A 23,015-nucleotide genomic window follows, 5' to 3' on the forward strand; every position below is an offset into this window, starting at 1 on the left:
TATTTTGTGGTACTACGTGGTGTCTGTACCAGTTTCTTATTCGCACAACAAACTTCTCCAGCCCTGACCTGCCAAATTATCAATCGCCACACCATCACAACTATATATTGGACGGCTTGTTGAATTATAACTACAGTCGTTAAACCAATGCTGACCGGCCGCCCCAACAGAAACACACATATCTGGAATTTGGTCAGCCGGTGAGTTATCTCGACTTAATCGCATCAACATCGCTGCCTGCCATTCGCTGCGAGTAATCGCAATCACATAGTCATTAAAATCCTGCATTGCCGTCCCAGTACTATTAAAGCCTATATTCTCACCGACAATTTCTACTGGTTGTTCCAAATAATCGGCAGCATCAACACTTGGACGAGCTTGACTGGCTAGCGTATCACCGGCATAAAACAGCACCATAACAATTTCATCATCCCCATCAAGCAATATAGGAGCGACCTGTTTGTGATGAATATCTGTGACATGGGTATCTAATTGATCATTGAGCGGAGCAAAACGGCTGGATGTGGCAAAAGAATAGAGCGCACTATTTTCGACAAAACGACTATCAACGGCGAACCAGTACAACCGGCTATCAAGTTGCTTGTCTAAAAAATTGAAATTCTGCAAGGTATTTTGATATGGCACATTACCGAAAACATACAGCTGATCGGTTCCAGACTTGATCCCGCAGGGATTATCGGGCAGTCCATCGCCATCCACATCCGGACAAGGAAAATAGCCCACACCCGGCTTCGGAGTCACATTGGCGAAAACTTCAGGGTGCATCACCGCATAAGCCAGCATTTTCTGCTTAATCTGCTCAAGCTGAGTCACTTCTTCATTATTGGATTGCAGCATCATGCGATTGACCATGACATTACCGCTGGCACCAAACCACACCATGGCACCAATCATTAAGACCAGCATCCCCATCAAGACAATATAGCCGGATTGTTTGTGTAAATCGCGCAAAAGCATTACTCATAGAGAGTGAAAAAGAATCAATATAAGAACAATAGCTTATCAAAGCCGTTCATTATAATCATTTAAAACATAAATGCTAATCGCCCCCCCTAAAAACAAAAAAACCCCGCATAAGCGGGGTTTTTATCAAGTTATTTAATAACTGGCTAATTTTAAAATTAGGCCAGAATTAAATTAGAACTTGTGCAATAGACCTACGAATGTAGCATCTGTAGAAGAAGCAGCATTGTTCTTGTCTGCATCAACCATCTCGATGTAAGCAGTTGTTTTCTTACCTAGAGAGTAGTTTAGACCGTAAGCTACGTTAGTAACAGAAGACGCTGTTTTAGAGTCAGCTGTAGAAACTTTAACCTTAGGCATGAATTTACCCATTTTGTAACCTAGGTTGAACTGAGTAACAGTACCTTCAGAAGCTGTGTTACCTGCAGTAGAATCTTTAGAGTCGATGTAGATAACGTTAGCTGTTAGGCCAGCAGCTTTATACTGAGCAGACAAACGAGTTGTGTCGTTTGAACCAGCTTGTTTGAAGTCTGTCATTGCAGCTGCAAGGTATAGACCTTTCTTCTTAGAACCATAAGAAATCGATGCAGAAACTGCGTCGTTAGCTGAGTTACCAGTAGCGATTTGAGCAGCTACAATTTTAACACCTGAGAAAGAAGGTGACATATAAGCGATAACGTTACCAGAACGAGTTTCGTTTACCTGGATACCACCGTCCATTTTACCGTTACCTAAGTCAGCGTTACCATCGTTGAAAAGGTCAGAAGCTTGAGACATTTTCTCTGGAGTATCGTGACGACCTAGAACAACAGTACCGAACCCACCAGCTAGACCAGCGTACATGTTACGTGAAGTTAGTGTCTGTCCAGTTGTCGAGCCTGTTGATGTTACTGTCTCAGGGTTTGTAGAACCAGTATCTGTAACAGTTCCATTAACTGAAACTGACTGAGAAGCATTGTCAGCAACAGTCGCTAGACCAAATTCAACTTTATAAACAGCCTTAAGACCGTTACCTAGGTCTTCAGAACCTTTAATACCTAGACGTGAAGCGATAGACTTAACATTCATATCTGAACCAGTAGCGAATTCAGCACCAACGTTTAGTTGACCATAAACTGTAGGAGCGTCAGCCATAGCAGCTGGAGCAGAGATAGCCGCAGCAACGGCTAGAGCAACGATATTCTTCTTCATGCGAAAAATCCTTTTATATTTAGTTAAAACTGCCAGCACGTGGCGTGGCTTGAACGTGACTATATGCAAATAATTTTGGGCGTGCAAGCTTTTTTAGAAAAAAAACCACAGAGTTTATTTGTGTTGTTTTTTTACAACACAGCAATTCATCGACATTTCGTCAAGGCATAAAAAACCCGCACAAGGCGGGTTTTCCATAAAACGAATAATAGTAATATTAACGTTTTGAGAACTGTGGACGACGACGAGCTTTGCGTAGACCAACTTTTTTACGCTCAACCTGACGCGCATCACGAGTCAATAGACCACGTGCACGTAGTGCCGGACGGTTACCTTCTTCATACGCTACTAGCGCACGAGAAATACCGTGACGAATTGCACCCGCCTGACCAGTCGTACCACCACCAACAACAGTGATAACCGCATCAAACTTATCAACGCTTTCTGTTGCTTCTAATGGCTGGTTAATAACCATCAAATCTGTTTTACGAGCGAAAAACTCATTAATGTCACGACCATTTACTGTCATCTTACCTGAACCCGCGCGTAGGAATACACGAGCTACTGAGCTTTTACGACGACCTGTTCCGTAGTATTGTTCTGTTGCCATTTTAATATTCCTTCTTACACATCTAGAGTTTTAGGCTGCTGAGCAGTATGAGGGTGTTCTGTACCAGCATACACTTTTAGCTTTTTGAACATTGCGCGTCCCAAAGGACCTTTTGGCAACATACCTTTAACAGCAAACTCGATTGGACGCTGTGGCGCTTTTGCAACTAACTTTTCAAAATTAGTTGATTTTAAGTGACCAACATAACCAGTGTGGTGGTGGTACATTTTATCTGTACGCTTCTTACCAGTTACAGCGACTTTCTCTGCATTGATAACAACAATGTAATCACCACAGTCTGTGTGCGGAGTATACTCAGGCTTGTGCTTACCACGTAAACGAGCAGCGATTTCAGACGCCAGGCGACCAAGAGTCTTGCCATCAGCATCCACTACGTACCAGTCGCGTTTTACTTCAGCTGGTTTTGCAACAAATGTTTTCATAATTTGTTCCTAATATAAATAAATAATCCAAATCCAAAATGATATTTTCAATACCTATCGCATTGAACCTATCGACTTACTGTTTAACGGGCAATAAGAAGGGGAAGGATTAATAAGGCAAAGAATTTTAAACAATTTCCCTGTACAAAACAAGAATATAATCCAATTTATTGCAAATAAATCGTTTAAAACGCCTCGATAAATTATAAAAAGCCACAAGACCTTACTGACCCTATGACTTTCGGTAAAAGCTATATTAAATACAACTTAAAGCAGTTACATCAAATCAAATGACTTTGAAAGTGTGACGACGACCGCACCAGCCTCTTTTGTAGAGTTGATGAAATCAACCTCGAAACCAACCCCCTTGTCGATTTCAGTAGCATATGTTGCTTCAAAATAACGAACATCCTGACTATCTGCATAATCAACAAGACCATAAGTCAGAGATACACCATTCGCCCATTCAGACACATCTACAGAGGCTTTGTAATGTGTATAGTCTTCAACAAAAGTATCTTTAGCTGTTGCTTTATCAGAATCAACATTGATATCAACACCTGCAGAGAAAATACCGTAACCAGCGCGAACTAAAATTTCTTCAGTAATCGCATCAGTACCAATACCCCAAGCATCATCTGTCAGGTAGATTGTCATATAAGATATATCTAGGTTTAACTTACCGAAACTACCCGCCCAACCAGCGAACAAATCAAACTCGTAACCTTTATCCAAAGAGCCAGCCCAAACACCAGCATAAAGACCATTGTCGAGTGAATAGCTGATATCACCTTTTAGTAGACCGGCTGTACTTGTCTGATCCACACCTTTTGAATAGTAGTCAGACGCAATAGCAACATTAGCGCCCAAAGAACCAGCTTGAGAAGCAACAGGCATTGTTGCTAAACCAGCTACCGCCATTGATAGCAATAATTTTTTCATTTTTATCTCCACAATCGAAAGCGATCTTTAAAATCACTTCCATAATTAGGCATAATGCCTTCAATACTTTACTGCTTGATTGCGGAAAATCGTTCCAATCAACACACAACCAAGCTCTTACAAGGCCGCGCATTCTAACCACCTGTTCTTTTTTATCAATGACAATATTAGTAAAAATTAGGTACAAATTAATTATTTTTATAACTTTACCTGATTTACCCTATTTTTACCCCCCCTACCCTCAACAACAAAAAAGCCGGCTTAAAGCCAGCTTTTAAGGTTTTAACTAAATTTTCTGGATTACATCAGATCAAAAGACTTAGAGAGACCAATAACAAGCTCATTAGTACCACTATTATTATTATTATCATTCATGAAGTAATCAACCATTAAATCAACACCCATATCAATAGTTGTTGAATAATTTACATTTAAATAACCAGCGTTCGCAGATGTACCTTTCGTATCAGTTACACCATATGTCAGAGAAACACCCTCAGCGAAAGCTGAAGCATCATAACTGATAGAATAGTGAGTATAGTCAACCTGATCCTTATCAACATCAATATCCGCTCCGATTGAAACAGGCCCCATACCAGCAGAAAGACTTACTTCTTCAAACTCATTTGTTCCACCTACTGCTGAATCAGTGTAGTTAAAACTGGTGTAAGCAATACCTAGGTCAATACCGTTAACCTCTCCACCCCAACCAGCATAAAGGTCGTACTCATAACCTTTCAGAACCGTTGAACCCCAAATACCAACAAACAAACCATTGTCTGCTTCATAGTCTAAACCACCCTGAACAGCCATAGTGTCTGAACCATTCTGTTGAACACCTCGCCACACATAGTCAGAAAAAATCCCAGCGTTTGCAGACACGCCAGCTTGAGCTGCAGCAGGAACAAGTGAAACAGAGGTAGCGCCAGCTACAGCTAATGAAAGTGCTAATGTTTTTAATTTCATGTTTTTCTCCAACAAGATAAGTAAAAAAGAATTAATTTTCACACAAGCTATAACCAAAGAGATGCCAAACACAATAAAAAACTTTAATTTCAATCACATAAAAGATTTGTTGCAACTTTACAACGCTTGTTGCCTTTTTACATCGCACCAAAAAAGGGTAATCAGCGCACCACATTATTCTAAAAACAACTGCTCACTCTTCCCAACCAAAAAATCTTTTAATTCGCGCTCAATCGCTCGGTAATTTTTCACCACCTTTAAACCTTGCTCAGTTAAAACACTTCCACCACCTGATTTGCCCCCAGTGACTTTGACTAAAAGCGGCTCATCAAACATTGAATTCATCTCTTCGATAATCTTCCAAGCTTTTTTGTAAGACATCGACATACTTTGGGCAGCTTTATTAATCGACCCCAACTCATGAACCTTCTCAAGCAATTCAACCCGGCCAATACCCACATAACTATTAACACCATCCGTTAACCAGAATCTTGCTCTTATAAAATCAGAATATGCCTCACCCGGAATCTTCTTATCCATTTTTATCATTTACTCCATCAAAACTCTTACATCAGCTTTTTGTATGTCACTAATAAAATTATCTATGGCATAATATACACTTGTTTTTTATAGGTCTTTTGACTCTATATAATTTATGCACTTATTGCAAAATCCCTGACAAGCTATACTCTGCATACTATAGATATACTACCTAGGGTTAATAACCTTAACTATCGAACTTATACAGAACAACAGATTAATTTGCTTGCATTCACTGTCAGAAAAATTAAAATCGGATAAAAGATGACAACAAACAATACTTATCAGAGTCGGCAAGTTATGCAGAATAAATGTATTAAAAACTTCGTTAAACGATACGAAACCGAGCACAGCCGCCCTAGCCCTGAAAGTATTAAAGCCGCAAAAAAAGCCCTCAAACAAATTGAAGCCTTAGGGGTTACCCCCAGCCCAATCCATTACACCTTAATTTATGAAATATTTAACGAGATTGACCCTTACTTGGCAAACAAGGTTCAACATGCGCTCGATACCAATAGTTATGATAATGAAACGGCGGAAGATATCTATATTGAATTAGTTTCACATTTTTTCCACAACCCAATCCCTACAGAAGAAGTCAAATCTTTATTGAGCGGCTTATTACTTGAAGTGGAGCGCTGGATTGCTTCGTCTAAAGACAATAACAACAAATTGAATGATGATGTTATCACCCTGCAGCAGTTTGAGCTTTCGCCGGAGGTAAATAACCATATTCAAAAACGCATATTGCCACGTATTAATAACATTCTTTCAGAAACCAACGATTTGCATGCGCAACTGCTTCAGTCCGCCGATGAGATTCAACAACTGAAGAACGACCTTGAACATGCTCAAAACATTGCCAAAACCGATGATCTGACAAAAATCCCTAATCGCCGTGGGTTTAATGAAATTATTTTGCAAATTGCCAAGGTGGCGCAAAGCGAACAATCCTCTTTTGCCTTAATCCTTCTAGATATCGATTACTTCAAAAAAATTAACGATGAATTCGGTCATTTGATAGGAGATAGTGTTTTACGCTTTCTAGCGCAGCAACTTGATTCCGAAACAAAGGGGAAAGACCGTATTGCTCGTTTTGGCGGTGAGGAATTTGTTGTCTTACTCCCCAACACCTCTTATACCGATGCTTATAATGTTGCCAACTATCTGCGCAAGAAAATCGAAGGCAATACGCTAAAAGTCAAAACTCATGACAAGCCCCTTAAACTGACTATTTCAGCGGGGGTTGCCACCTACCAATTAGGGGAAAATGTCGACAAACTCATCGAAAGGGCTGACAAAGCGCTATATCAAGCCAAGAATACCGGCAGAAATAAAGTCTGCGGTGAATTCGACAAGCAAGGTTAAAGCTTTTTATGGCAGGCTTTGAGCGCTTTCAATCGAGCCTACCTATCAATCTTATCCTTGGCGGCTTAGGCGCTGGAAAAAGCTCACTACTACAGAACTTACTCAGCCAAAAACCGGCAGATCATAACTGGGGCATATTAATTAATGAGTTTGGCAATGTGGACATTGACTCTAAAATCCTTACCAACACAGCTAAGACCTTTATAAAAACAATTCCCGCCGGCTGCATTTGCTGCAGTGCCGTAGAAAATTTTTCCGCCGCCTTGGATTCGATACTACAAATGCCTTTAGACAGAATTTTTATTGAGCCCTCAGGTATCAGCGACCCTGCAATACTCGTCAACCTACTCGAACGACTCGCAAACCAGCACAACCTTCATATTGACAATATTATTTATATAATCGACGCCACTTCAGACATTGACTCCGACCAGTCGCTCATAGCTAAACATGCCCGGCAAACTGCGGATGTCGTCGTCATCAATAAATCGGATTTAACCAACAGACAACACCTTAAACAACTCAAACAGTGTTTTAGCGATAGCTACCCAGCCAAGCAGGCTATTATTACGACAACATACAGTCAAATTGACCTTGCCCTGCTATATCGGCAATCAAAGCCAGTTATACACAAATTTACGGGCCTTAAGCGCCTAAGCAGCCCTCATCTTTCCACTATAGACAGCACGCCCTTTGATTCAGAACTTGACACCATCGGTAGTGAAATAATTATTACGGAACAGTTTTATGCCATTGGCTGGATATTCAACAAAAACATACTTTTTGACTGGAAACCATTAGAACGCCTTTTCGATGACTTTAAACAACGCCCAGAAATCATTCGAGCAAAAGGACTATTTTGCACAGGCAAACTGAGCATGCTGTTTCAATATAGCAACGGACACCACTCCAGAGAAAATTCCGCCTACCAACAAGATTCAAGACTTGAAATCATCTTCAATAATAGTCAACATTTTTCCGCACAATATCCACCCAACGCCACTTTGATTTTATTAGAAGAACACCTAAAAAAATCGATAATATAACGACAGGATCACATTCTGCACCCACGCATCAGCAAAGTGCAAAACACATCCCATTTTGATACAAAACACCCGCTTGAATGCACTTTGGCGACCACTGCTCGAAAGCAAATAAAAATCAAGCTTTTTTACGCTTTTCTTGTTTAGTTTTTTTTGTGCTCAAATAGAAATTTTTTTTCGACTCTTTTTAAAATTTACCACAGAGTTATCCACAGGCTTAGAGACAAGAATTCACGGGCGTTTTAGGTATTTTTCCACAGAACAACCTTAATAACAGAGGTAAAAATAGGCCTTATTTGATGGTTGCACCCTAATTTAAAATCTACTATATTTTGGTTAACGCGGAATTTTTCTATCTACATATAGTATTTTCACCGCAACAAGACACAAGGCGTTTGTCGTCACTTTTCACAGTCGACTTTGCATAGTGCCGCTAACCTGATGAATTTTCTAAAAATTCGATTTTTTAAACATTTTTCATTACAACTTTTTTATACACAGGTTGAAAAACGAGCCCATGACTAATCAAAATATCCAAGTAACCAAACGTAATGGAACACAGGAACCAATCGATTTAGAAAAGATTCACCGAGTCATAACATGGGCTGCAGAAGGCTTGGAAAATGTTTCCGTCTCAGAGGTCGAATTACGTTCTCATATTCAATTTTATGATGGTATTACCACCTCCGACATTCATGAAACCATCATCAAATCAGCGGCAGATTTAATCTCAGAACGCACACCGGACTATCAACACCTTGCAGCGCGTTTGGCGATTTTCCATTTACGCAAAAAGGCGTTTGACCGCTTTACCCCGCCCACCTTATTTGAGCATGTGAATAAGATGGTGCGCAGCGGCATGTATGACAGCCAGATTATTGATGATTACAGCAAAGCCGAAATCGATGAGCTTGATGCCTATATCGACCATACACGCGATTTGAATTTCAGTTATGCGGCGGTTAAGCAGCTAGAAGGTAAATACCTGGTACAGAACCGTGTAACCGGAAAAATCTTCGAGAGCCCACAGTTTATCTATATGCTGATTCCTATGTGCTTGTTCTCACATTATCCAAGCGAAACACGTTTGCAGTACGTAAAAGACTTTTACGATGCCTGTTCTGAATTCAAGCTGTCTTTACCTACTCCAATCATGTCAGGCGTGCGTACCCCAACGCGCCAATTCAGTTCATGCGTATTGATCGAGTGTGGCGACTCATTAGATTCGATTAACGCCACCTCTTCATCCATTGTGAAATATGTTTCTCAACGTGCAGGCATCGGTGTCAATGTCGGACGCATTCGTGCTTTAGGTAGTGAAATCCGCGGCGGTGAAGCCTACCACACAGGTATGATCCCATTTATCAAACACTTCCAGACCGCGGTTAAATCCTGCTCTCAAGGTGGTGTTCGAGGTGGTGCTGCCACTCTGTTCTACCCGATCTGGCACTTGGAAGTCGAATCGTTAATCGTATTGAAAAATAACCGAGGTGTTGAAGAAAACCGTGCCCGTCATTTGGATTACGGCGTACAGATCAACAAACTGATGTATCAACGCATGATTGAAGGCGGCGACATCACGCTATTCAGCCCGTCAGATGTACCGGGCTTGTATGATGCTTTCTTTGAAGATCAGGATGAGTTTGAGCGCTTATACAAAATATATGAAGCCGATGACGGCATTCGTAAAAAGAGAGTCAAAGCAATTGAACTGTTTACTCAGGTTGCCCAGGAGCGCGCACAAACCGGTCGAATCTATATTCAGAACGTTGACCACTGCAATACTCACAGTCCGTTTGATCCTGCAAAAGCACCGGTACACCAATCTAACTTGTGCTTGGAAATCGCTCTACCAACCAAGGCGTTAAATTCGGTTGAAGACCCAGACGGTGAAATCGCCTTATGTACTTTATCGGCATTTAACCTTGGTGCCATCGAGAACCTTGATGAATTGGAAAACCTATCAGAGCTGATTGTACGTGCTCTGGATAGCCTATTAGATTATCAAGACTACCCAGTTGAAGCGGCTCGTCGTGCCAGTATGGGGCGCCGCACCTTAGGTGTTGGTGTCACCAATATGGCTTACTACCTAGCTAAAAACCGTGTGCGTTACTCAGACGGTTCGGCAAACGGCTTAATGCACCGCACCTTCGAGGCTATCCAGTACTACCTACTTAAGGCATCGAATAAGCTATCTAAAGAATATGGTGCTTGTACCTACTTTGCAGATACCACCTATGCTCAAGGAATCCTACCGATTGATACCTATAAGAGAGAGTTGGATGAAATCTGTAATGAACCGCTACATCTGGACTGGGAAAGCTTACGTGAACAAATCAAAACCGATGGTTTGCGTAATTCAACCCTAACAGCATTAATGCCTTGTGAAACCTCTTCACAGATTACTAACTCAACCAACGGTATTGAACCACCTCGTGGTTACGTATCGGTTAAGGCATCAAAGGACGGTATTCTTAAACAGGTCGTGCCTGGATTCAAAGACCACCGTAACGACTATGAACTGTTATGGCATATTCCTGATAATAAAGGCTATCTGCAATTGGTCGGCATTATGCAGAAGTTTGTCGATCAGGCGATCTCGGCTAACACCAACTATGACCCGGCGCGCTTTGATGAAGACAAGGTTCCGATCAAGCTGGTTCTGCAAGACCTGCTTTACGCATACAAAATGGGCTTGAAGACGCTTTACTATCACAACACACGTGATGGCGCGGATGACAGCCAAGAGGATGATGGCTGCGCAGGCGGCGCCTGTAAACTTTAAATGGCCTTTTGAGCTAAACTCAAAAGCTCTATAGCCAGGTACAAAAAAGCGACCGATGTTATAAAACTTCGGTCGCTTTTTTTATGTAGATGATTTATTTAGATGTTGAGTTACATCACCTCAGGGAATTTCGGCCATTGATAGTCAGCGTGACTGACGACAATAAAGAACGGGTTCAATAACGACGGGGTTTGAACATATTGCAGAGGATGACCGGCTGCATTGAGAATTGCACCGCCTGCGGCTTCGACAATCGCTTGCGACGCGGCGGTATCCCATAATGATGTCGGACCAAAGCGTGGATAAACATCGACCGCACCTTCGGCCACCAAACAGGCCTTCAAGGCCGAGCCCATTTTCATGGCCTGAGCCATACCAAGATCATTCATAAAACTCTGTACCTGTGATCCGTGGCGGCGACTTACCGCAACCTTAAAACTTCTCTGCCGCTTGAGCTGTTGAGGATGCTCGGCCACCCCAATAGCTGCCGCTTGTTTCAATAGATAATCCCAATTTAAAGAAGCACTATCAGCGGTATCCTGGGCTTGTTGCTGGGGCCACAAACCTTTTAATTTACCGCATGGCATTTGCATCGCATCATTTAACTGATGCGATGCAAAATACAAATTGCCTAACTCTGGTCCATAGACCACACCCAAAACAGGCTTATGGTCGACGACCAAAGCGATATTCACCGAATACTCGCCGGTTTGATCAATGAACTCTTTGGTGCCATCCAATGGATCCACCAGCCAGAATGTCGCCCAATGCTGACGTTTTTCAAAATCAATTTGTGCCAAGGTCTCTTCGGTAATAATCGGAATATCCGGTGTTAGCGCACGCAGCGCCTTGGAGATGACTTTATCCGCGGCCAAATCCGCTTCGGTTACCGGCGTGCCGTCCGACTTTTTCTCTATATTGACACTGTTTTGACGATAATATCGGCCAATAAGCTGCCCTGCTTGATAAGCAATATGGCAAATCTCCGGCAACCACTGATTAAGCGGTAACTGCGCAACTGCGGTATTAATAGACATAAATGAAATTTCTTATTTTTAAATTTTTGATATTCGAGACCAAACAAGAGGAGATTAGATCCACTCTTTCTCTTTTAATAGCAACATTAAGGCAGCATAAGCACGCCCTTCACTAAAATCAGGGTGGCTTAATAGTTCGGCCCAGTTCTTGAGCGGCCACTTCACTACTTCCAACGGTTCCGGTTCATCGCCTTCGGCGTCACTAGGCTCCAACTCGGTTGCCAAGACAATATGGGTTTGATGGGTCATATAACCGGCTGCCAAGCTGACCGAATCGAGCAATTTCACCTGATTAGGCAGATAACCGATTTCTTCCTGACTTTCTCTAATGCAAGCTTGTTGCCAACCTTCACCTGGATCGATTTTTCCTTTTGGAAAACCGAGTTCATAGCGCCCTACACCGGCACCATATTCACGAATCAACAATAGATGATCATCATCCAAAAGCGGCACAATTAATACTGCGCCATTCGGGTTGCCAACTAGCCTTTCGTAGACAACTTGTGTACCATTAGCAAAAGCAATCTGCTGAGACTGAACGGTAAAAATACGCGATTTCAGTTCTATATTTTCAGCCAAAATAGTAGGCGATTTTTTTTCAGACATGTCATTCTCAATCAATTCAAAGCCTTGCTAGAAGTTTGCTTTAGCAAGCTGTCTGTTAATCATACGCCAAGGGATAGATTTTTCCAATGAAGCAACACATTATCGACTGGTCACAAATCCAAACCGTTTTACTGGATATGGACGGCACTTTACTCGATCTTCACTTTGACTGGCATTTCTGGATGGAGTTTGTACCGCAATCCTACGCAAAGGAAAAACAGATTCCGGTTTCTCGTGCCAAACAGATCATTCACAAAAAAATTAACGCGCAAGCCGGCACTTTAAACTGGTACTGCCTTGATTACTGGACTGACGCCTTACAACTGCCGATAGCACAGTTAAAACGTCAATTACGCCATAATATTAAGGTCCATCCGGAAGTTATCAACTTTTTAAAAGCCTTACGCGAGCAGGGCAAGGATGTGATTATGGTCACCAATGCTCATCAGGATAGCTTGGCGGTTAAACTGGAAATGACCGAAATCGGTCGCTATTTCGATCACTTAATTTCGGCACACGATTTTGGCATGCCCAAAGAAGATATCGCCATTTGGGATGCCATTCATAGCGTCCACCCTTATGATCCGGCGCGTACCGTTTTGATCGATGATAACCTGCACGCATTGCAAACCGCTAAAGACTATGGCATTAGAGAACAACTTTGCGCAACGTTTGTCAGCCCGCACCTTGATCCCATCGACCCTAAAGGCTTCAAACACTTCAGCAATTTTCTCGAGATCATGCCTTAAGCCTGGCAAAGCTTAATCAAGTTAAAAGGCATCGGCCATTAACTTTTGTCTGCTAGCTTTTATTCAACAAATAGACTTTTTCTGTCGTGGTAACGCCTTTACGCGCCCCCGTTTCAGTATGCAGCAACTCAATTTGGCAAAATTCACCAAATAAATGCTGCACTTCTGCCTCGGTCACCGAAAAAGGCGGCCCGGCTAATTGTCCCTGGTCATATTCCATCGTCACCAACAGTATTTTTACACCCGTTGGCAAAATGTTTTTTAGATGCTGAGCATAATCTTGTCGCATCGCTGGCGGCAAGGCCACCAATGCAGCGCGATCATAAACAGCTTGTATTGACTCGCAATCAGCAGCACTGACAGCAAAGAAGTCACCGCATAATAGGGTCATATCGGCCAACTGATAACCGCAATGAGATTCTGTTTGCACAGGCTTTGCCTCTGGCAGTGTATTTTCTTGCAAAAACTCATCGAGCGCCTGCAAGCTCAACTCCACACCCAAAACTTTATGGCCTTGCTGGGCCAACCAAAGCATATCCAACGATTTGCCACACAAAGGCACCAGTACCGCCTCACTGCCAGTTAGATTCAGTTGGCGCCAATAGTTTTTTAAAAAGCCGTTAATCTCGGTCTGATGAAAACCGGTTTCGCTATTTGCCCATTTTTTATGCCAAAAATCCGCTTGCATCACTCTCTCTACTTGTTTGTACGCTGTATCCAGTCCGAATCGATATGCTTCAAGATTAACGTCAGTGTCTAATGAGTCCCTCACCAGAGCATTCCGTTATAATGGTGGCGATTTTAACATAGGCCTTTGAAATTAATGGCTCACATAGAAAACTAACGATATGACCAATTCGAATCAATCTAATGCTCCATCGGATGAGAGTAAAACCGGTTTCTGGCAAAAAAACTGGGTAAAAAACAGCCTGACTGTAGCGGTGTTTATTGTGCTTTATTTGGCCATGCGCCCTTTTATGCAAGGCGATGTCATTGAGGGCAAGGCACCAATTATGCAATTGACCAGCATTAATGGTGAACCGATCGATTTACAGCAACTCTCAATGCAAGGCCAACCGGTACTGGTTCACTTTTGGGCAACCTGGTGTCCTATTTGCAGTGTCGCTCATGATGATATCGAATCCATTGCCGAAGATTATGCGGTAATCAATATTGCCAGCCAATCCGCCGATGATGAACAGTTAATGGCTTATGCCGCCGAGAACAATATGAACCCGGCTTTGATCGTCAATGATCTGGATGGTCAATGGATGTCGACTTTTGGAGCCAAAGCGGTACCTGCGGACTTCATTATTGATGGTCAAGGCAATATTCGTTTTGTCGAAGTCGGTTTCACCACCGAAATCGGACTTCGCCTGCGTCTTTGGCTCGCCGGTTTTTAGGCTTAGAGACCAATGAAGCAACATGGTGATATCATCTATAGCGAACGCGATGAATTCGGTCTAATTCAGGTGGTTGAAGACAGCGCCACGCGTAAGCTGTTTTTTGACTCCAATGTCGAACAAAGCTGTCAGTACCTCAATGCTCCGCTGAGTTTGAACTTTGAATATCAACAGAAAACCGTTGCTCAAATTCTTGATTTTGCCGCCCGCAATAAACGTTCGCCGCGCATCTTGATGCTCGGATTGGGTGGAGGCTCTATTGCCGCTCAACTGAACCACTGCCTGCCAAAATCGATGATCACCGTTATCGAGCTCAGACAAGCCGTAATCGATTGCGCCTATCGTTTTTTTCAGCTGCCCCATGTACCGGAAATTGAAGTTCTGCAAGATGACGCGCTTCAGTTTGTCGCTCAACAGAGTGCACAAGCAGCCTCAGATTCCAATTGCCACTATGATGTGATTATTGTCGATATTTTTGATGCCTCAGGCTTGGCTAGTGAACTCAGCTCGACAGAATTCAATGCACAACTTTGGCAATTGGTAAATCAGCAACAAGGCATGTTACTGTTCAACCTTTGGCATCAATGGCAAAACCAGCCCAATGCCGACAGCAAAAAAGCCAAACCGACCCAAGACAGCCAGCAAATCATCGATTATTGGCAAAAGCTTATCAATCAACAATCTAGCTGGCAGTTAAACCGTTATAATATCCAATCCAGCCAAAACCTGATTGTTGAACTCTGTAAAAAGCCTTAAACGACTAATGGGTTCAGCTCAGAAAACGGCTGCTGCTAGCGATTAGCCAGCAGAACTAATAAAAACCCTCAATGCAGTGATTTTATATGGCTCTACTTTTTTTACGCGATGTCAGCCTCAGTTTTGGTGCCGCGCCCCTACTTGATAAAGTGAATTTTCAACTGGAAACGCAAGAACGCGTGTGTATTGTCGGTCGTAACGGCGAGGGAAAATCGACACTACTTAAAGTCATTGAAGGTTTGATACAGCCGGATGACGGCAACCGTATTGTTCAAGACGGCGTTAAAATTGCCAAACTGCAGCAAGAAGTACCTCATGACACAACCGGCTCGGTTTTTCATGTGATTGCTCAAGGCATGGGCGAAATCGGCGCATTACTCGAGCAGTTCCACCAACTTAGCCATAGCATGGAACACGATTACAGTGAGCAGACACTGGCTAAATTCACCCAAGTGCAACAAAAGATCGAAGCGCAGAACGGCTGGGAACTGAAACAAAATGTCGATACCATTATCTCTAAACTCGGTCTACCCGCTGAAAGTGAGTTCTCCAATCTATCCGGTGGAATGAAGCGCCGCGTTTTGCTTGCTCAGGCGCTGGTACAGAATCCGGATGTATTGCTACTGGATGAGCCGACCAACCACTTGGATATTCCATCAATTCAGTGGCTGGAAAACTTCCTCAAAAACATTCGCTGTTCTTTGATTTTCATTACTCACGACCGTGCTTTTTTACAGGCGCTGGCGACCCGTATCATTGATTTAGACCGTGGCCAACTGAGCAATTGGGAGTGTGACTATCACACCTATCTTGAGCGTAAAGCCGAATGGCTTGATGCCGAAGCCAAACAAAATGCACTGTTTGATAAAAAACTGGCGCAGGAAGAAGCCTGGATACGCCAAGGCATCAAGGCGCGTCGTACCCGTAATGAAGGCCGTGTTCGCGCCCTGCAAAAACTGCGTTCAGAACACAAAGAACGTCGTCATCAACAAGGCACCGCCAACCTTCAGGTCAACCGTGCGGAAATCTCCGGTAAGGTGGTATTTGAAATTGACAATCTCAGTTTCAACTGGCCAGATAAACCGATTGTCAGCAATCTTTCCTGTGTCATTATCCGTGGCGATAAGGTCGGGATCATCGGTGAAAACGGCTGTGGTAAATCCACCCTGCTATCTCTTCTACTCGACAAGCAACAGCCTCAGCAAGGTTCGGTCAAGCACGGTACCAATCTGGAAATCGCTTATTTCGATCAGCATCGCGCACAACTGGATGAAAACAAACCGGTTGTCGAAAGCGTACTCGAAGAGAGCGACCATGTTGAAATCAATGGTCAGCGCAAACACGTGATCAGTTATCTGGGCGATTTTTTGTTTTCACCTGACCGCGCCCGCCAACCGGTCAAATCGCTTTCAGGTGGCGAACGTAACCGCCTGCTATTGGCGCGAGTATTTGCCAAGCCGTCAAACCTTTTGATTCTCGATGAACCCACCAATGATCTGGATGTCGAAACGCTGGAATTACTCGAAGAGCTGCTGATGAACTATCAGGGCACGGTACTGATTGTCAGCCACGACCGAGCTTTCCTAAATAATGTCTGCACCAGCTCATTGGTATTTGATGCGCCGGGCGAGGTCAATGAGTATGTAGGTGGCTATGATGACTGGTTAAGACAACGCCCGGAACACTATAATCAAGCTCCAAGCCTTAGCAAAAACACCGCAACACCAGCAAGCGACAACAAAGCCAATGAAGCTAAGCCGGCAACTGCTGGCAACAAAAGCAACAAGCCCGCTGCCAAGGCGAAAAAACTCAGCTATAAGGATCAGCGCGAATACGATGCGTTACCCGAATTGCTAGAAAACTTGGAAGCCGAGTTGGAAGCTCTGGGCGAACAGGTCGCCGACCCGGAGTTTTATCAACAAGACAATGAACAGGTGCAGCAAGTGTTAAAACAACTCAGTGATAAAGAGGCGCAACTGGAACAAGCCTTTGAACGCTGGGAAGCGCTTGAATCAATGTTGAACTAATGGATCAAGGCGTCAAAAAACCGTTGAATTTCGTCGCTTGCTAAGCCGTAAAAAAGACTCTTAAACGCCGCTTATCCATTAATAAAAAGCTCTCTCTATCTAAACCGGGAAAACTGTACTAGAATAGTGCCAATTATCTTTTTAATAGCGCTAAATTATTGCGAGAAAATTACCAGCTAACCGCTTAATTTACGGGGTTATTTTGAATTTCAAAAAACCTTAAAAAGCGGTCAGTTTTATAGGAAGCTGTATTTTATGAGTTGCCAAGAAAAACATACCTACTCTACTTTCTGTCGTTCTAATAACGACTCGCTTAAAGAACCGATGTTCTTTGGCCAAAACGTCAATGTGGCGCGTTACGACCAGCAAAAATATCCTTTTTTCGAAAAGCTGATAGAAAAACAGCTGAGCTTTTTCTGGCGTCCTGAAGAAGTAGATTTGTCGAATGACCGTAGCGACTATTCTAAGCTACCGGATAATGAACAGCATATTTTTATCAGTAACCTAAAATATCAAACGCTACTCGATTCGGTTCAAGGCCGTTCACCAAACGTCGCTTTATTACCATTGGTATCGATTCCTGAACTGGAAACATGGATTGAGACTTGGGCATTCTCGGAAACCATCCACAGCCGTTCCTACACCCATATTATTCGTAATATCGTCTCGAACCCATCTTTGGTGTTTGATGATATCGTCACCAATGAAGAGATTACCAAACGCGCTGAAAGCGTTACCCTTTATTATGATGAATTGATTGCCTTAACCAACGAAATGTACGCCAATGCGATTGATATCGCAAAAGATGATGCCTTCCGTAAAAAGATTAAAAAATCGCTTTATCTGACGATCGTTTCGGTCAATGTACTTGAAGCGATTCGTTTCTATGTCTCGTTTGCATGCAGTTTTTCATTCGCCGAGCGCTCATTAATGGAAGGAAATGCCAAGGTTATCAAACTGATTGCCCGTGATGAAGCTCTGCACTTGTCCGGCACCCAGAATATGATCAATATTCTACGTGAAGGAAAAGACGACCCTGAAATGGCGGTAATTGCCAAAGAAGAAGAAGAGACGGTCTATCAGATTTTCCGTGAAGCGGCAGAGCAGGAAAAAGAGTGGGCGGATTATCTGTTTAAAGACGGTTCCATGATTGGTCTAAATGCCAATATCCTTAAGGACTACGTTGAGTACATCACCAATATCCGTCTGAAAGCGGTTCACTTCGAGCCGATTTTTGAAACTAAAAGCAATCCTTTACCTTGGATGAATAACTGGCTGGTGAGTGACAATGTTCAAGTCGCACCGCAAGAATCGGAAATCAGCTCCTATCTTGTCGGTCAGGTGGATTCGAAAGTGGATCGTGATGACTTCAGTGATTTCTCGCTGTAAATATCCCATCAAAGCCTATTAAAAAAGCCCGGAATCAACCGGGCTTTTTTTATCAGAGCTAACACCATCAATAGATTTTAAAGCCCTGCTCATCGACTTCTGTTTCGGGCACAAAACCAAGCTCTTTGCTTACTGGCTCTTCACTCAAATCTTCTAAAGCAATAGAAGTCTCTTTATCCTGCTCGACAACAATGTTTTGCGGAAGCTCGGCAGGCTTATTTTCAATTGAGAAAAAACGCATTTCTCCATTAAGTGCTACAGCCTGATCGGTCAAGCTCGCCGCTGCCGCAGAGGTTTGCTCAACCAGTGCAGAATTTTGCTGGGTAACACTATCAATCTCACTAATGGAGTTAAATACCTGACCGATACCTTCTGATTGTTCCAAAGAAGCTTGGGCAATTTGCGCCACCATCTGAGTAACCAGATTTACCGAATCGGTAATCTGTTGCAAACGTGCTCCAGAATCGCTTGCCAAACCGGAACCATGTTCAACACGATCTACCGTTTCATCGATAAGGGTTTTGATATCCTTGGCAGCATCCGCAGATTTTTGCGCCAAAGCTCGCACTTCACCAGCGACCACAGCAAAACCGCGACCATGTTCTCCGGCTCGAGCCGCTTCCACGGCGGCATTCAATGCCAATAAATTGGTCTGAAAGGCGATACTGTCGATAAGGCTGACAATATCGGAAATCTTATTACTTGATTCCTCAATTTGCGACATGGCATCAATCGTCTGTTGCATAACACCCACACCACTATTGGCATCTTCTTGCATCTTCTCGGTCAGCAAAGCAACCTCTTTGGCGTTTTGACTAGTGCTTTGCACTTGGCTATTCATTTCATGCATGGTCGCCGAGGTTTCTTCAATGGCCGCGGCCTGACGCTGCATCGCAGCGCTCAAATCGTTCGCCCCTAAAGCCACTTCATTCGCGGCATTGGAAACAATATCACTGGCACCACTGGCATTGCCGACCACTTGTGAAAGTTTTGCTGCGGTATTCTCTATCGCCTGTTGCAAAGCGGCAAGCTTGCCTTGATAGTTGTTAGTTAATCGTTCCGCCAGATTACCTTGAGATTGCGCTTCGATCACGGTGAGTAAGTCATCGACCGCTAAATCCAAGCTGGACATAGAATGGTTAATCCCCTGTTTGAGTTCTAGCAGCGCACCTTTGGCCTCAATTTCAACGCGGGTATCGAACTCGCCTTTTTGCATACTCTCCATCACCGATAAGATATTGTTGATAATTTTATCGATCGATGACAAAGCGCCTTCCACCTGATCCCTGAATCCTTGGGCGACCGCACTATCCATTTTGACATCAAAATCCCCCTGCTCCAAAGCGCTCATCACCTTGGCTAACTCGGACATCATAAACGCGACACTCTGCGCACTGTTATTAACGCCCTCTTTCAAGGTCTGTAAATCACCATTGGCATCAATCTGCATGCGTTTATCAAACTCGCCCTGTGCGATGGCCCCCACCACTTCATTGGCAGATTGAATCGCGCTCTGCAAATTCTCCAGCAGATGATTGACGGCAGCTCCCATCTCTCCGATTTCATCTTCTCGTGTACTGTCGGCACGTAGTGAAAAATCACCGCTATCGCTAATCTGTGCCAAGCTATGCTGAATGGACTTCAAACCCTTGATAATGCTGCGTGGAATGGTCAAAGCAATGGTGAGCGCAAGCAAAACCACCAATAGCGAAACGACTATCAGAGTGGTGATCAACTGTTCATTGCTTTGTTTAACTTCTGGGCCGACTGTGGCTTGATCGGCTTGAATGGAATCCTTGATGGCATCGCCCAATTCGACAATTTGCGGCCCTAGTGAGTTCATGGTGATGACATGACCATTCAGACTATTGGTGACTTTATACAGTTGAGAAACCGCCTGAGTATATTGTTTCACCAACGTCTCTGCCTCGGCCAAACGTTGCTGGTTGGCGGTATCGATAATGAGCGACCGTAACTTGGCTAATTTTCGGTTAAAGCTCCTAAAATCACGTAAAGCACGGTTCATGGTGGCGCGAGAATTCGAACTAATGAATTTATTGGTATAAAGCTGTCCGGTTAACATGCTATTTAAGCTATCGGAGACCTCTACAAACAACTCTTGATTGCCACTGCGTTGCGCCGAAACTTTAATATCCGATAACAAGCGGTTGATTTTGGGTTCCTTGGCGCCAATTTCTTGACTGATCAAGCTATCTGATTCGGCAATCAGCCGCTGAACCGCTTCAAACTCTTTATGGTAATCCTGCAATTTTAAATCGGCTTGAGCAACCATTTCCGCACGTTGCGGATGTTTCATTTTCTGTCGTGCCGTCTTAATATCGCCCAGCACATTTTGATAAAACGCATTGAAAGCCTGCGCTTCCTTCTCGCCCGGATTATTTAAGTAATCCTGCACACTGAGCTGTGCCATTTGGATATTGGATTGAAAATGACCCGCCAAAAGACTGTCTTGAGTCATGCTTTGATAGCTATCAAAACCTTTCGATGAGATATCTAAATTATAGATGCTGTAACCGGATAAAGCGGAAATCAGCGCAATCAGAAAAATAAAACTGGCAAGAAGTCTGGCACGAATACTCTTTAGCATAACTATTCCTAGAATTAGTTTCGAATCAGTTGAAAACTGATCCAGCCGAAAAGAATCTTCGTTGACTCTGCGGAGATGAAATTGAATTACTAAAAATAGTATCTGATTGCTCTTCAGAACTCAATATTTTTATTACCTTTACAAAAAAAAGTAATAAAAAGCCATGCAGAAAACTCTACATGGCTAAGGACCTCCTGGACATAATCATCAAACGAATTGAACCGCTTTAAAAAAGGCCATCTGCGCCATGGCAACCTGCTGTAGGTTATTTCCCACTATAGCAACCAAACCGCCTTTAATCGGTATCAACTCACCATGCATTCCACTAGACTCGAAAGCCTGTAATGACTCCATCACCGCACCAGGCAACACAATAATGGTGACCGGTTCATCGAACTGCTGAACCACAAGATGTAAACCTTTTCTGCCTTCAACATCACAAATGCCGGCATAGCTCATTCCATCTAAAGGCTGATGCAAAGAAGCGTTCACTGAAGCGAACAACTGCTGTAATTCAGCCTCACTTTGCGGTAAACGTTTATTAGCCATCAGGCTAGGGTCTTCTTTAATATGCGCCAATATATGATGCACGACCTGACTACCCTGTAGATTGGCGGGGGTCATAGGGTTAAAAATCAGCAACACACTAACCAGAAACAGCGATGCCACCATAGCCATAGCCGTCCAATTGAGTCTCTTATCGGCGATTTCAATAGCCGTATCACTCTGTTCGTTTGTCAGCGAAGTTGGCGAATGTTTTGCGGCTAAGGGAGTTAAGTCCGGTTCATGATCGGTCGGAATAAACTGCTGATAACTCTGGTTAAGCAGGATTCTGGCGTGCAAACCCTCGGGCACCTCAATATCCAAAGCCTGACTGATATCTTGATCCAATTCACGCGCTTTTTTGAGCACCGCTTTTTTTTCAGGATTTGCCTGCAAATAACACAATAGCTCTTCATCAAGCTGATATGGATTAATCATTATCTGAGTTTGAAAACGAATATCATTCATAATCACCCCCAGTTTTGCGCTGTGGCTGCTCACTGTGCATCATCTGTTTCAATTGTTGGCGTGCTCGGAATAATCGGGTGTTCACCGTCGCCAATTTAAGGTTTAATTCTTTAGCAATCTCTTCCCCGCTAAAGCCCCACATCACTTGTAGGATTAACGGCTCTTTATACTCGGTGGGCAATTGCAACATCATTTGCTGCACTTGTTCTTTGGCCAATCTTTCGCTTGGCTCATTAGCGCTGTCATCGGCCACCAAGCCTTCTTCAATCTCTAAAATCTGCGGTTGGTATTTCTCATACAGACGAGCGTTTTCACGGCGTAGGATAGTGACCAACCAAGCTTTGGCGGCTTTTTCATCCTTGAGACTTTCAATCGATTTCCAGGCACGTGAGAAGGTTTCCTGCACCAAATCCTCAGCCACTGTAGGTTGCTTACACAACCAAAAGGCATATCGATACAAGTCATTGGCATAGGCCGATACCAGCTGTTCAAAAAAACGATGTTTATGTGGCATAAGACAATCGCCTCGATTAACGTTTAAAATGTTTTATAAGAAA

General features: G+C 43.3%; 21 protein-coding genes. 8 read left to right on the forward strand and 13 right to left on the reverse strand.

The window, feature by feature from the left end:
• Positions 1-36 precede the first annotated feature (36 nt).
• The 7 genes from FE785_RS09170 to FE785_RS09200 all read right to left on the reverse strand — a co-directional run bounded on the left by FE785_RS09170 (position 37) and on the right by FE785_RS09200 (position 5,676).
• Positions 37-972: a hypothetical protein gene (locus tag FE785_RS09170; protein WP_138565460.1), complete on the reverse strand. Its 936-nt coding sequence runs from the start codon at positions 970-972 to the stop codon at positions 37-39.
• A gap of 186 nt (positions 973-1,158) precedes the next feature.
• Positions 1,159-2,175, reverse strand: coding sequence for a porin (locus FE785_RS09175; RefSeq protein ID WP_138565461.1), 1,017 nt, complete (start codon positions 2,173-2,175; stop codon positions 1,159-1,161).
• A gap of 217 nt (positions 2,176-2,392) precedes the next feature.
• On the reverse strand, positions 2,393-2,785 hold the full coding sequence (gene rpsI, locus FE785_RS09180; RefSeq protein WP_138565462.1) for a 30S ribosomal protein S9: 393 nt from the start codon (positions 2,783-2,785) through the stop codon (positions 2,393-2,395).
• 14 nt (positions 2,786-2,799) lie between these two features.
• On the reverse strand, positions 2,800-3,228 hold the full coding sequence (rplM, locus tag FE785_RS09185) for a 50S ribosomal protein L13 (protein ID WP_138565463.1): 429 nt from the start codon (positions 3,226-3,228) through the stop codon (positions 2,800-2,802).
• Between the two features lie 276 nt (positions 3,229-3,504).
• Positions 3,505-4,170, reverse strand: coding sequence for a TorF family putative porin (locus FE785_RS09190; RefSeq protein ID WP_138565464.1), 666 nt, complete (start codon positions 4,168-4,170; stop codon positions 3,505-3,507).
• 300 nt (positions 4,171-4,470) lie between these two features.
• A complete protein-coding gene (locus FE785_RS09195) occupies positions 4,471-5,136 on the reverse strand; it encodes a TorF family putative porin (protein WP_138565465.1) in 666 nt (221 codons plus the stop codon).
• Between the two features lie 174 nt (positions 5,137-5,310).
• Positions 5,311-5,676, reverse strand: coding sequence for a winged helix-turn-helix domain-containing protein (locus tag FE785_RS09200; RefSeq protein ID WP_238696259.1), 366 nt, complete (start codon positions 5,674-5,676; stop codon positions 5,311-5,313).
• A gap of 264 nt (positions 5,677-5,940) precedes the next feature.
• Between FE785_RS09200 and FE785_RS09205 the strand changes: the two genes are divergently transcribed.
• From FE785_RS09205 to nrdA, 3 genes are all read left to right on the forward strand, one after another.
• The gene (locus FE785_RS09205; RefSeq protein WP_138565467.1) at positions 5,941-7,044 is read left to right on the forward strand and encodes a GGDEF domain-containing protein; all 1,104 of its coding nucleotides are present in this window, start codon (positions 5,941-5,943) and stop codon (positions 7,042-7,044) included.
• Between the two features lie 8 nt (positions 7,045-7,052).
• Entirely contained in the window at positions 7,053-8,090 is a 1,038-nt protein-coding gene (locus tag FE785_RS09210; RefSeq protein WP_138565468.1) for a GTP-binding protein, read from the forward strand.
• A gap of 514 nt (positions 8,091-8,604) precedes the next feature.
• A complete protein-coding gene (gene nrdA, locus FE785_RS09215) occupies positions 8,605-10,872 on the forward strand; it encodes a class 1a ribonucleoside-diphosphate reductase subunit alpha (protein WP_138565469.1) in 2,268 nt (755 codons plus the stop codon).
• 110 nt (positions 10,873-10,982) lie between these two features.
• On the opposite strand, the gene FE785_RS09220 is transcribed toward nrdA, so the two are convergent.
• Both FE785_RS09220 and nudE read right to left on the reverse strand, forming a co-directional pair.
• Positions 10,983-11,909 (reverse strand): 3'(2'),5'-bisphosphate nucleotidase CysQ family protein, encoded by a 927-nt coding sequence (locus FE785_RS09220; RefSeq protein WP_138565470.1) that lies wholly within the window; start codon positions 11,907-11,909, stop codon positions 10,983-10,985.
• A 54-nt stretch (positions 11,910-11,963) separates the two neighbouring features.
• On the reverse strand, positions 11,964-12,515 hold the full coding sequence (gene nudE / locus FE785_RS09225; RefSeq protein WP_138565471.1) for an ADP compounds hydrolase NudE: 552 nt from the start codon (positions 12,513-12,515) through the stop codon (positions 11,964-11,966).
• An 86-nt stretch (positions 12,516-12,601) separates the two neighbouring features.
• On the opposite strand from nudE, the gene yrfG reads away from it, so the two are divergent.
• Entirely contained in the window at positions 12,602-13,264 is a 663-nt protein-coding gene (gene yrfG, locus FE785_RS09230; protein ID WP_138565472.1) for a GMP/IMP nucleotidase, read from the forward strand.
• 52 nt (positions 13,265-13,316) lie between these two features.
• On the opposite strand, the gene FE785_RS09235 is transcribed toward yrfG, so the two are convergent.
• On the reverse strand, positions 13,317-13,952 hold the full coding sequence (locus FE785_RS09235; RefSeq protein ID WP_138565473.1) for a thiopurine S-methyltransferase: 636 nt from the start codon (positions 13,950-13,952) through the stop codon (positions 13,317-13,319).
• A gap of 160 nt (positions 13,953-14,112) precedes the next feature.
• Between FE785_RS09235 and FE785_RS09240 the strand changes: the two genes are divergently transcribed.
• The 4 genes from FE785_RS09240 (at position 14,113) to nrdB (ending at position 18,839) form a co-directional block, all read left to right on the forward strand.
• Positions 14,113-14,667: a redoxin domain-containing protein gene (locus FE785_RS09240; protein WP_138565474.1), complete on the forward strand. Its 555-nt coding sequence runs from the start codon at positions 14,113-14,115 to the stop codon at positions 14,665-14,667.
• A 12-nt stretch (positions 14,668-14,679) separates the two neighbouring features.
• Positions 14,680-15,423 (forward strand): spermidine synthase, encoded by a 744-nt coding sequence (locus FE785_RS09245; RefSeq protein ID WP_138565475.1) that lies wholly within the window; start codon positions 14,680-14,682, stop codon positions 15,421-15,423.
• An 86-nt stretch (positions 15,424-15,509) separates the two neighbouring features.
• Positions 15,510-17,450, forward strand: a complete 1,941-nt coding sequence (gene uup / locus FE785_RS09250; protein WP_138565476.1) for an ATP-binding cassette ATPase Uup — start codon at positions 15,510-15,512, stop codon at positions 17,448-17,450.
• Between the two features lie 255 nt (positions 17,451-17,705).
• Complete coding sequence (nrdB, locus tag FE785_RS09255) at positions 17,706-18,839, forward strand: class Ia ribonucleoside-diphosphate reductase subunit beta (RefSeq protein ID WP_138565477.1); 1,134 nt, start codon at positions 17,706-17,708, stop codon at positions 18,837-18,839.
• 67 nt (positions 18,840-18,906) lie between these two features.
• On the opposite strand, the gene FE785_RS09260 is transcribed toward nrdB, so the two are convergent.
• The 3 genes from FE785_RS09260 to FE785_RS09270 all read right to left on the reverse strand — a co-directional run bounded on the left by FE785_RS09260 (position 18,907) and on the right by FE785_RS09270 (position 22,972).
• A complete protein-coding gene (locus FE785_RS09260; RefSeq protein WP_138565478.1) occupies positions 18,907-21,447 on the reverse strand; it encodes a methyl-accepting chemotaxis protein in 2,541 nt (846 codons plus the stop codon).
• A 207-nt stretch (positions 21,448-21,654) separates the two neighbouring features.
• Entirely contained in the window at positions 21,655-22,458 is an 804-nt protein-coding gene (locus FE785_RS09265; protein ID WP_138565479.1) for a DUF3379 family protein, read from the reverse strand.
• Positions 22,451-22,972: a sigma-70 family RNA polymerase sigma factor gene (locus FE785_RS09270; protein WP_138565480.1), complete on the reverse strand. Its 522-nt coding sequence runs from the start codon at positions 22,970-22,972 to the stop codon at positions 22,451-22,453. The genes FE785_RS09265 and FE785_RS09270 overlap by 8 nt, the downstream gene beginning before the upstream one ends.
• Positions 22,973-23,015: the final 43 nt, after the last annotated feature.

It is taken from the genome of Thiomicrorhabdus sediminis, assembly GCF_005885815.1.
GTDB lineage: Bacteria > Pseudomonadota > Gammaproteobacteria > Thiomicrospirales > Thiomicrospiraceae > Thiomicrorhabdus > Thiomicrorhabdus sediminis.

Bases quoted from the DNA above. Each gene is read 5' to 3' on its own strand.
- FE785_RS09175 (WP_138565461.1), bottom strand. From the start codon at position 2,175: ATGAAGAAGAATATCGTTGCTCTAGCCGTTGCTGCGGCTATCTCTGCT.
- rpsI (WP_138565462.1), bottom strand. From the start codon at position 2,785: ATGGCAACAGAACAATACTACGGAACAGGTCGTCGTAAAAGCTCAGTA.
- rplM (WP_138565463.1), bottom strand. From the start codon at position 3,228: ATGAAAACATTTGTTGCAAAACCAGCTGAAGTAAAACGCGACTGGTAC.
- FE785_RS09190 (WP_138565464.1), bottom strand. From the start codon at position 4,170: ATGAAAAAATTATTGCTATCAATGGCGGTAGCTGGTTTAGCAACAATG.
- FE785_RS09195 (WP_138565465.1), bottom strand. From the start codon at position 5,136: ATGAAATTAAAAACATTAGCACTTTCATTAGCTGTAGCTGGCGCTACC.
- FE785_RS09200 (WP_238696259.1), bottom strand. From the start codon at position 5,676: ATGGATAAGAAGATTCCGGGTGAGGCATATTCTGATTTTATAAGAGCA.
- FE785_RS09205 (WP_138565467.1), top strand. From the start codon at position 5,941: ATGACAACAAACAATACTTATCAGAGTCGGCAAGTTATGCAGAATAAA.
- FE785_RS09210 (WP_138565468.1), top strand. From the start codon at position 7,053: ATGGCAGGCTTTGAGCGCTTTCAATCGAGCCTACCTATCAATCTTATC.
- nrdA (WP_138565469.1), top strand. From the start codon at position 8,605: ATGACTAATCAAAATATCCAAGTAACCAAACGTAATGGAACACAGGAA.
- FE785_RS09220 (WP_138565470.1), bottom strand. From the start codon at position 11,909: ATGTCTATTAATACCGCAGTTGCGCAGTTACCGCTTAATCAGTGGTTG.
- nudE (WP_138565471.1), bottom strand. From the start codon at position 12,515: ATGTCTGAAAAAAAATCGCCTACTATTTTGGCTGAAAATATAGAACTG.
- yrfG (WP_138565472.1), top strand. From the start codon at position 12,602: ATGAAGCAACACATTATCGACTGGTCACAAATCCAAACCGTTTTACTG.
- FE785_RS09235 (WP_138565473.1), bottom strand. From the start codon at position 13,952: ATGCAAGCGGATTTTTGGCATAAAAAATGGGCAAATAGCGAAACCGGT.
- FE785_RS09240 (WP_138565474.1), top strand. From the start codon at position 14,113: ATGACCAATTCGAATCAATCTAATGCTCCATCGGATGAGAGTAAAACC.
- FE785_RS09245 (WP_138565475.1), top strand. From the start codon at position 14,680: ATGAAGCAACATGGTGATATCATCTATAGCGAACGCGATGAATTCGGT.
- uup (WP_138565476.1), top strand. From the start codon at position 15,510: ATGGCTCTACTTTTTTTACGCGATGTCAGCCTCAGTTTTGGTGCCGCG.
- nrdB (WP_138565477.1), top strand. From the start codon at position 17,706: ATGAGTTGCCAAGAAAAACATACCTACTCTACTTTCTGTCGTTCTAAT.
- FE785_RS09260 (WP_138565478.1), bottom strand. From the start codon at position 21,447: ATGCTAAAGAGTATTCGTGCCAGACTTCTTGCCAGTTTTATTTTTCTG.
- FE785_RS09265 (WP_138565479.1), bottom strand. From the start codon at position 22,458: ATGAATGATATTCGTTTTCAAACTCAGATAATGATTAATCCATATCAG.
- FE785_RS09270 (WP_138565480.1), bottom strand. From the start codon at position 22,972: ATGCCACATAAACATCGTTTTTTTGAACAGCTGGTATCGGCCTATGCC.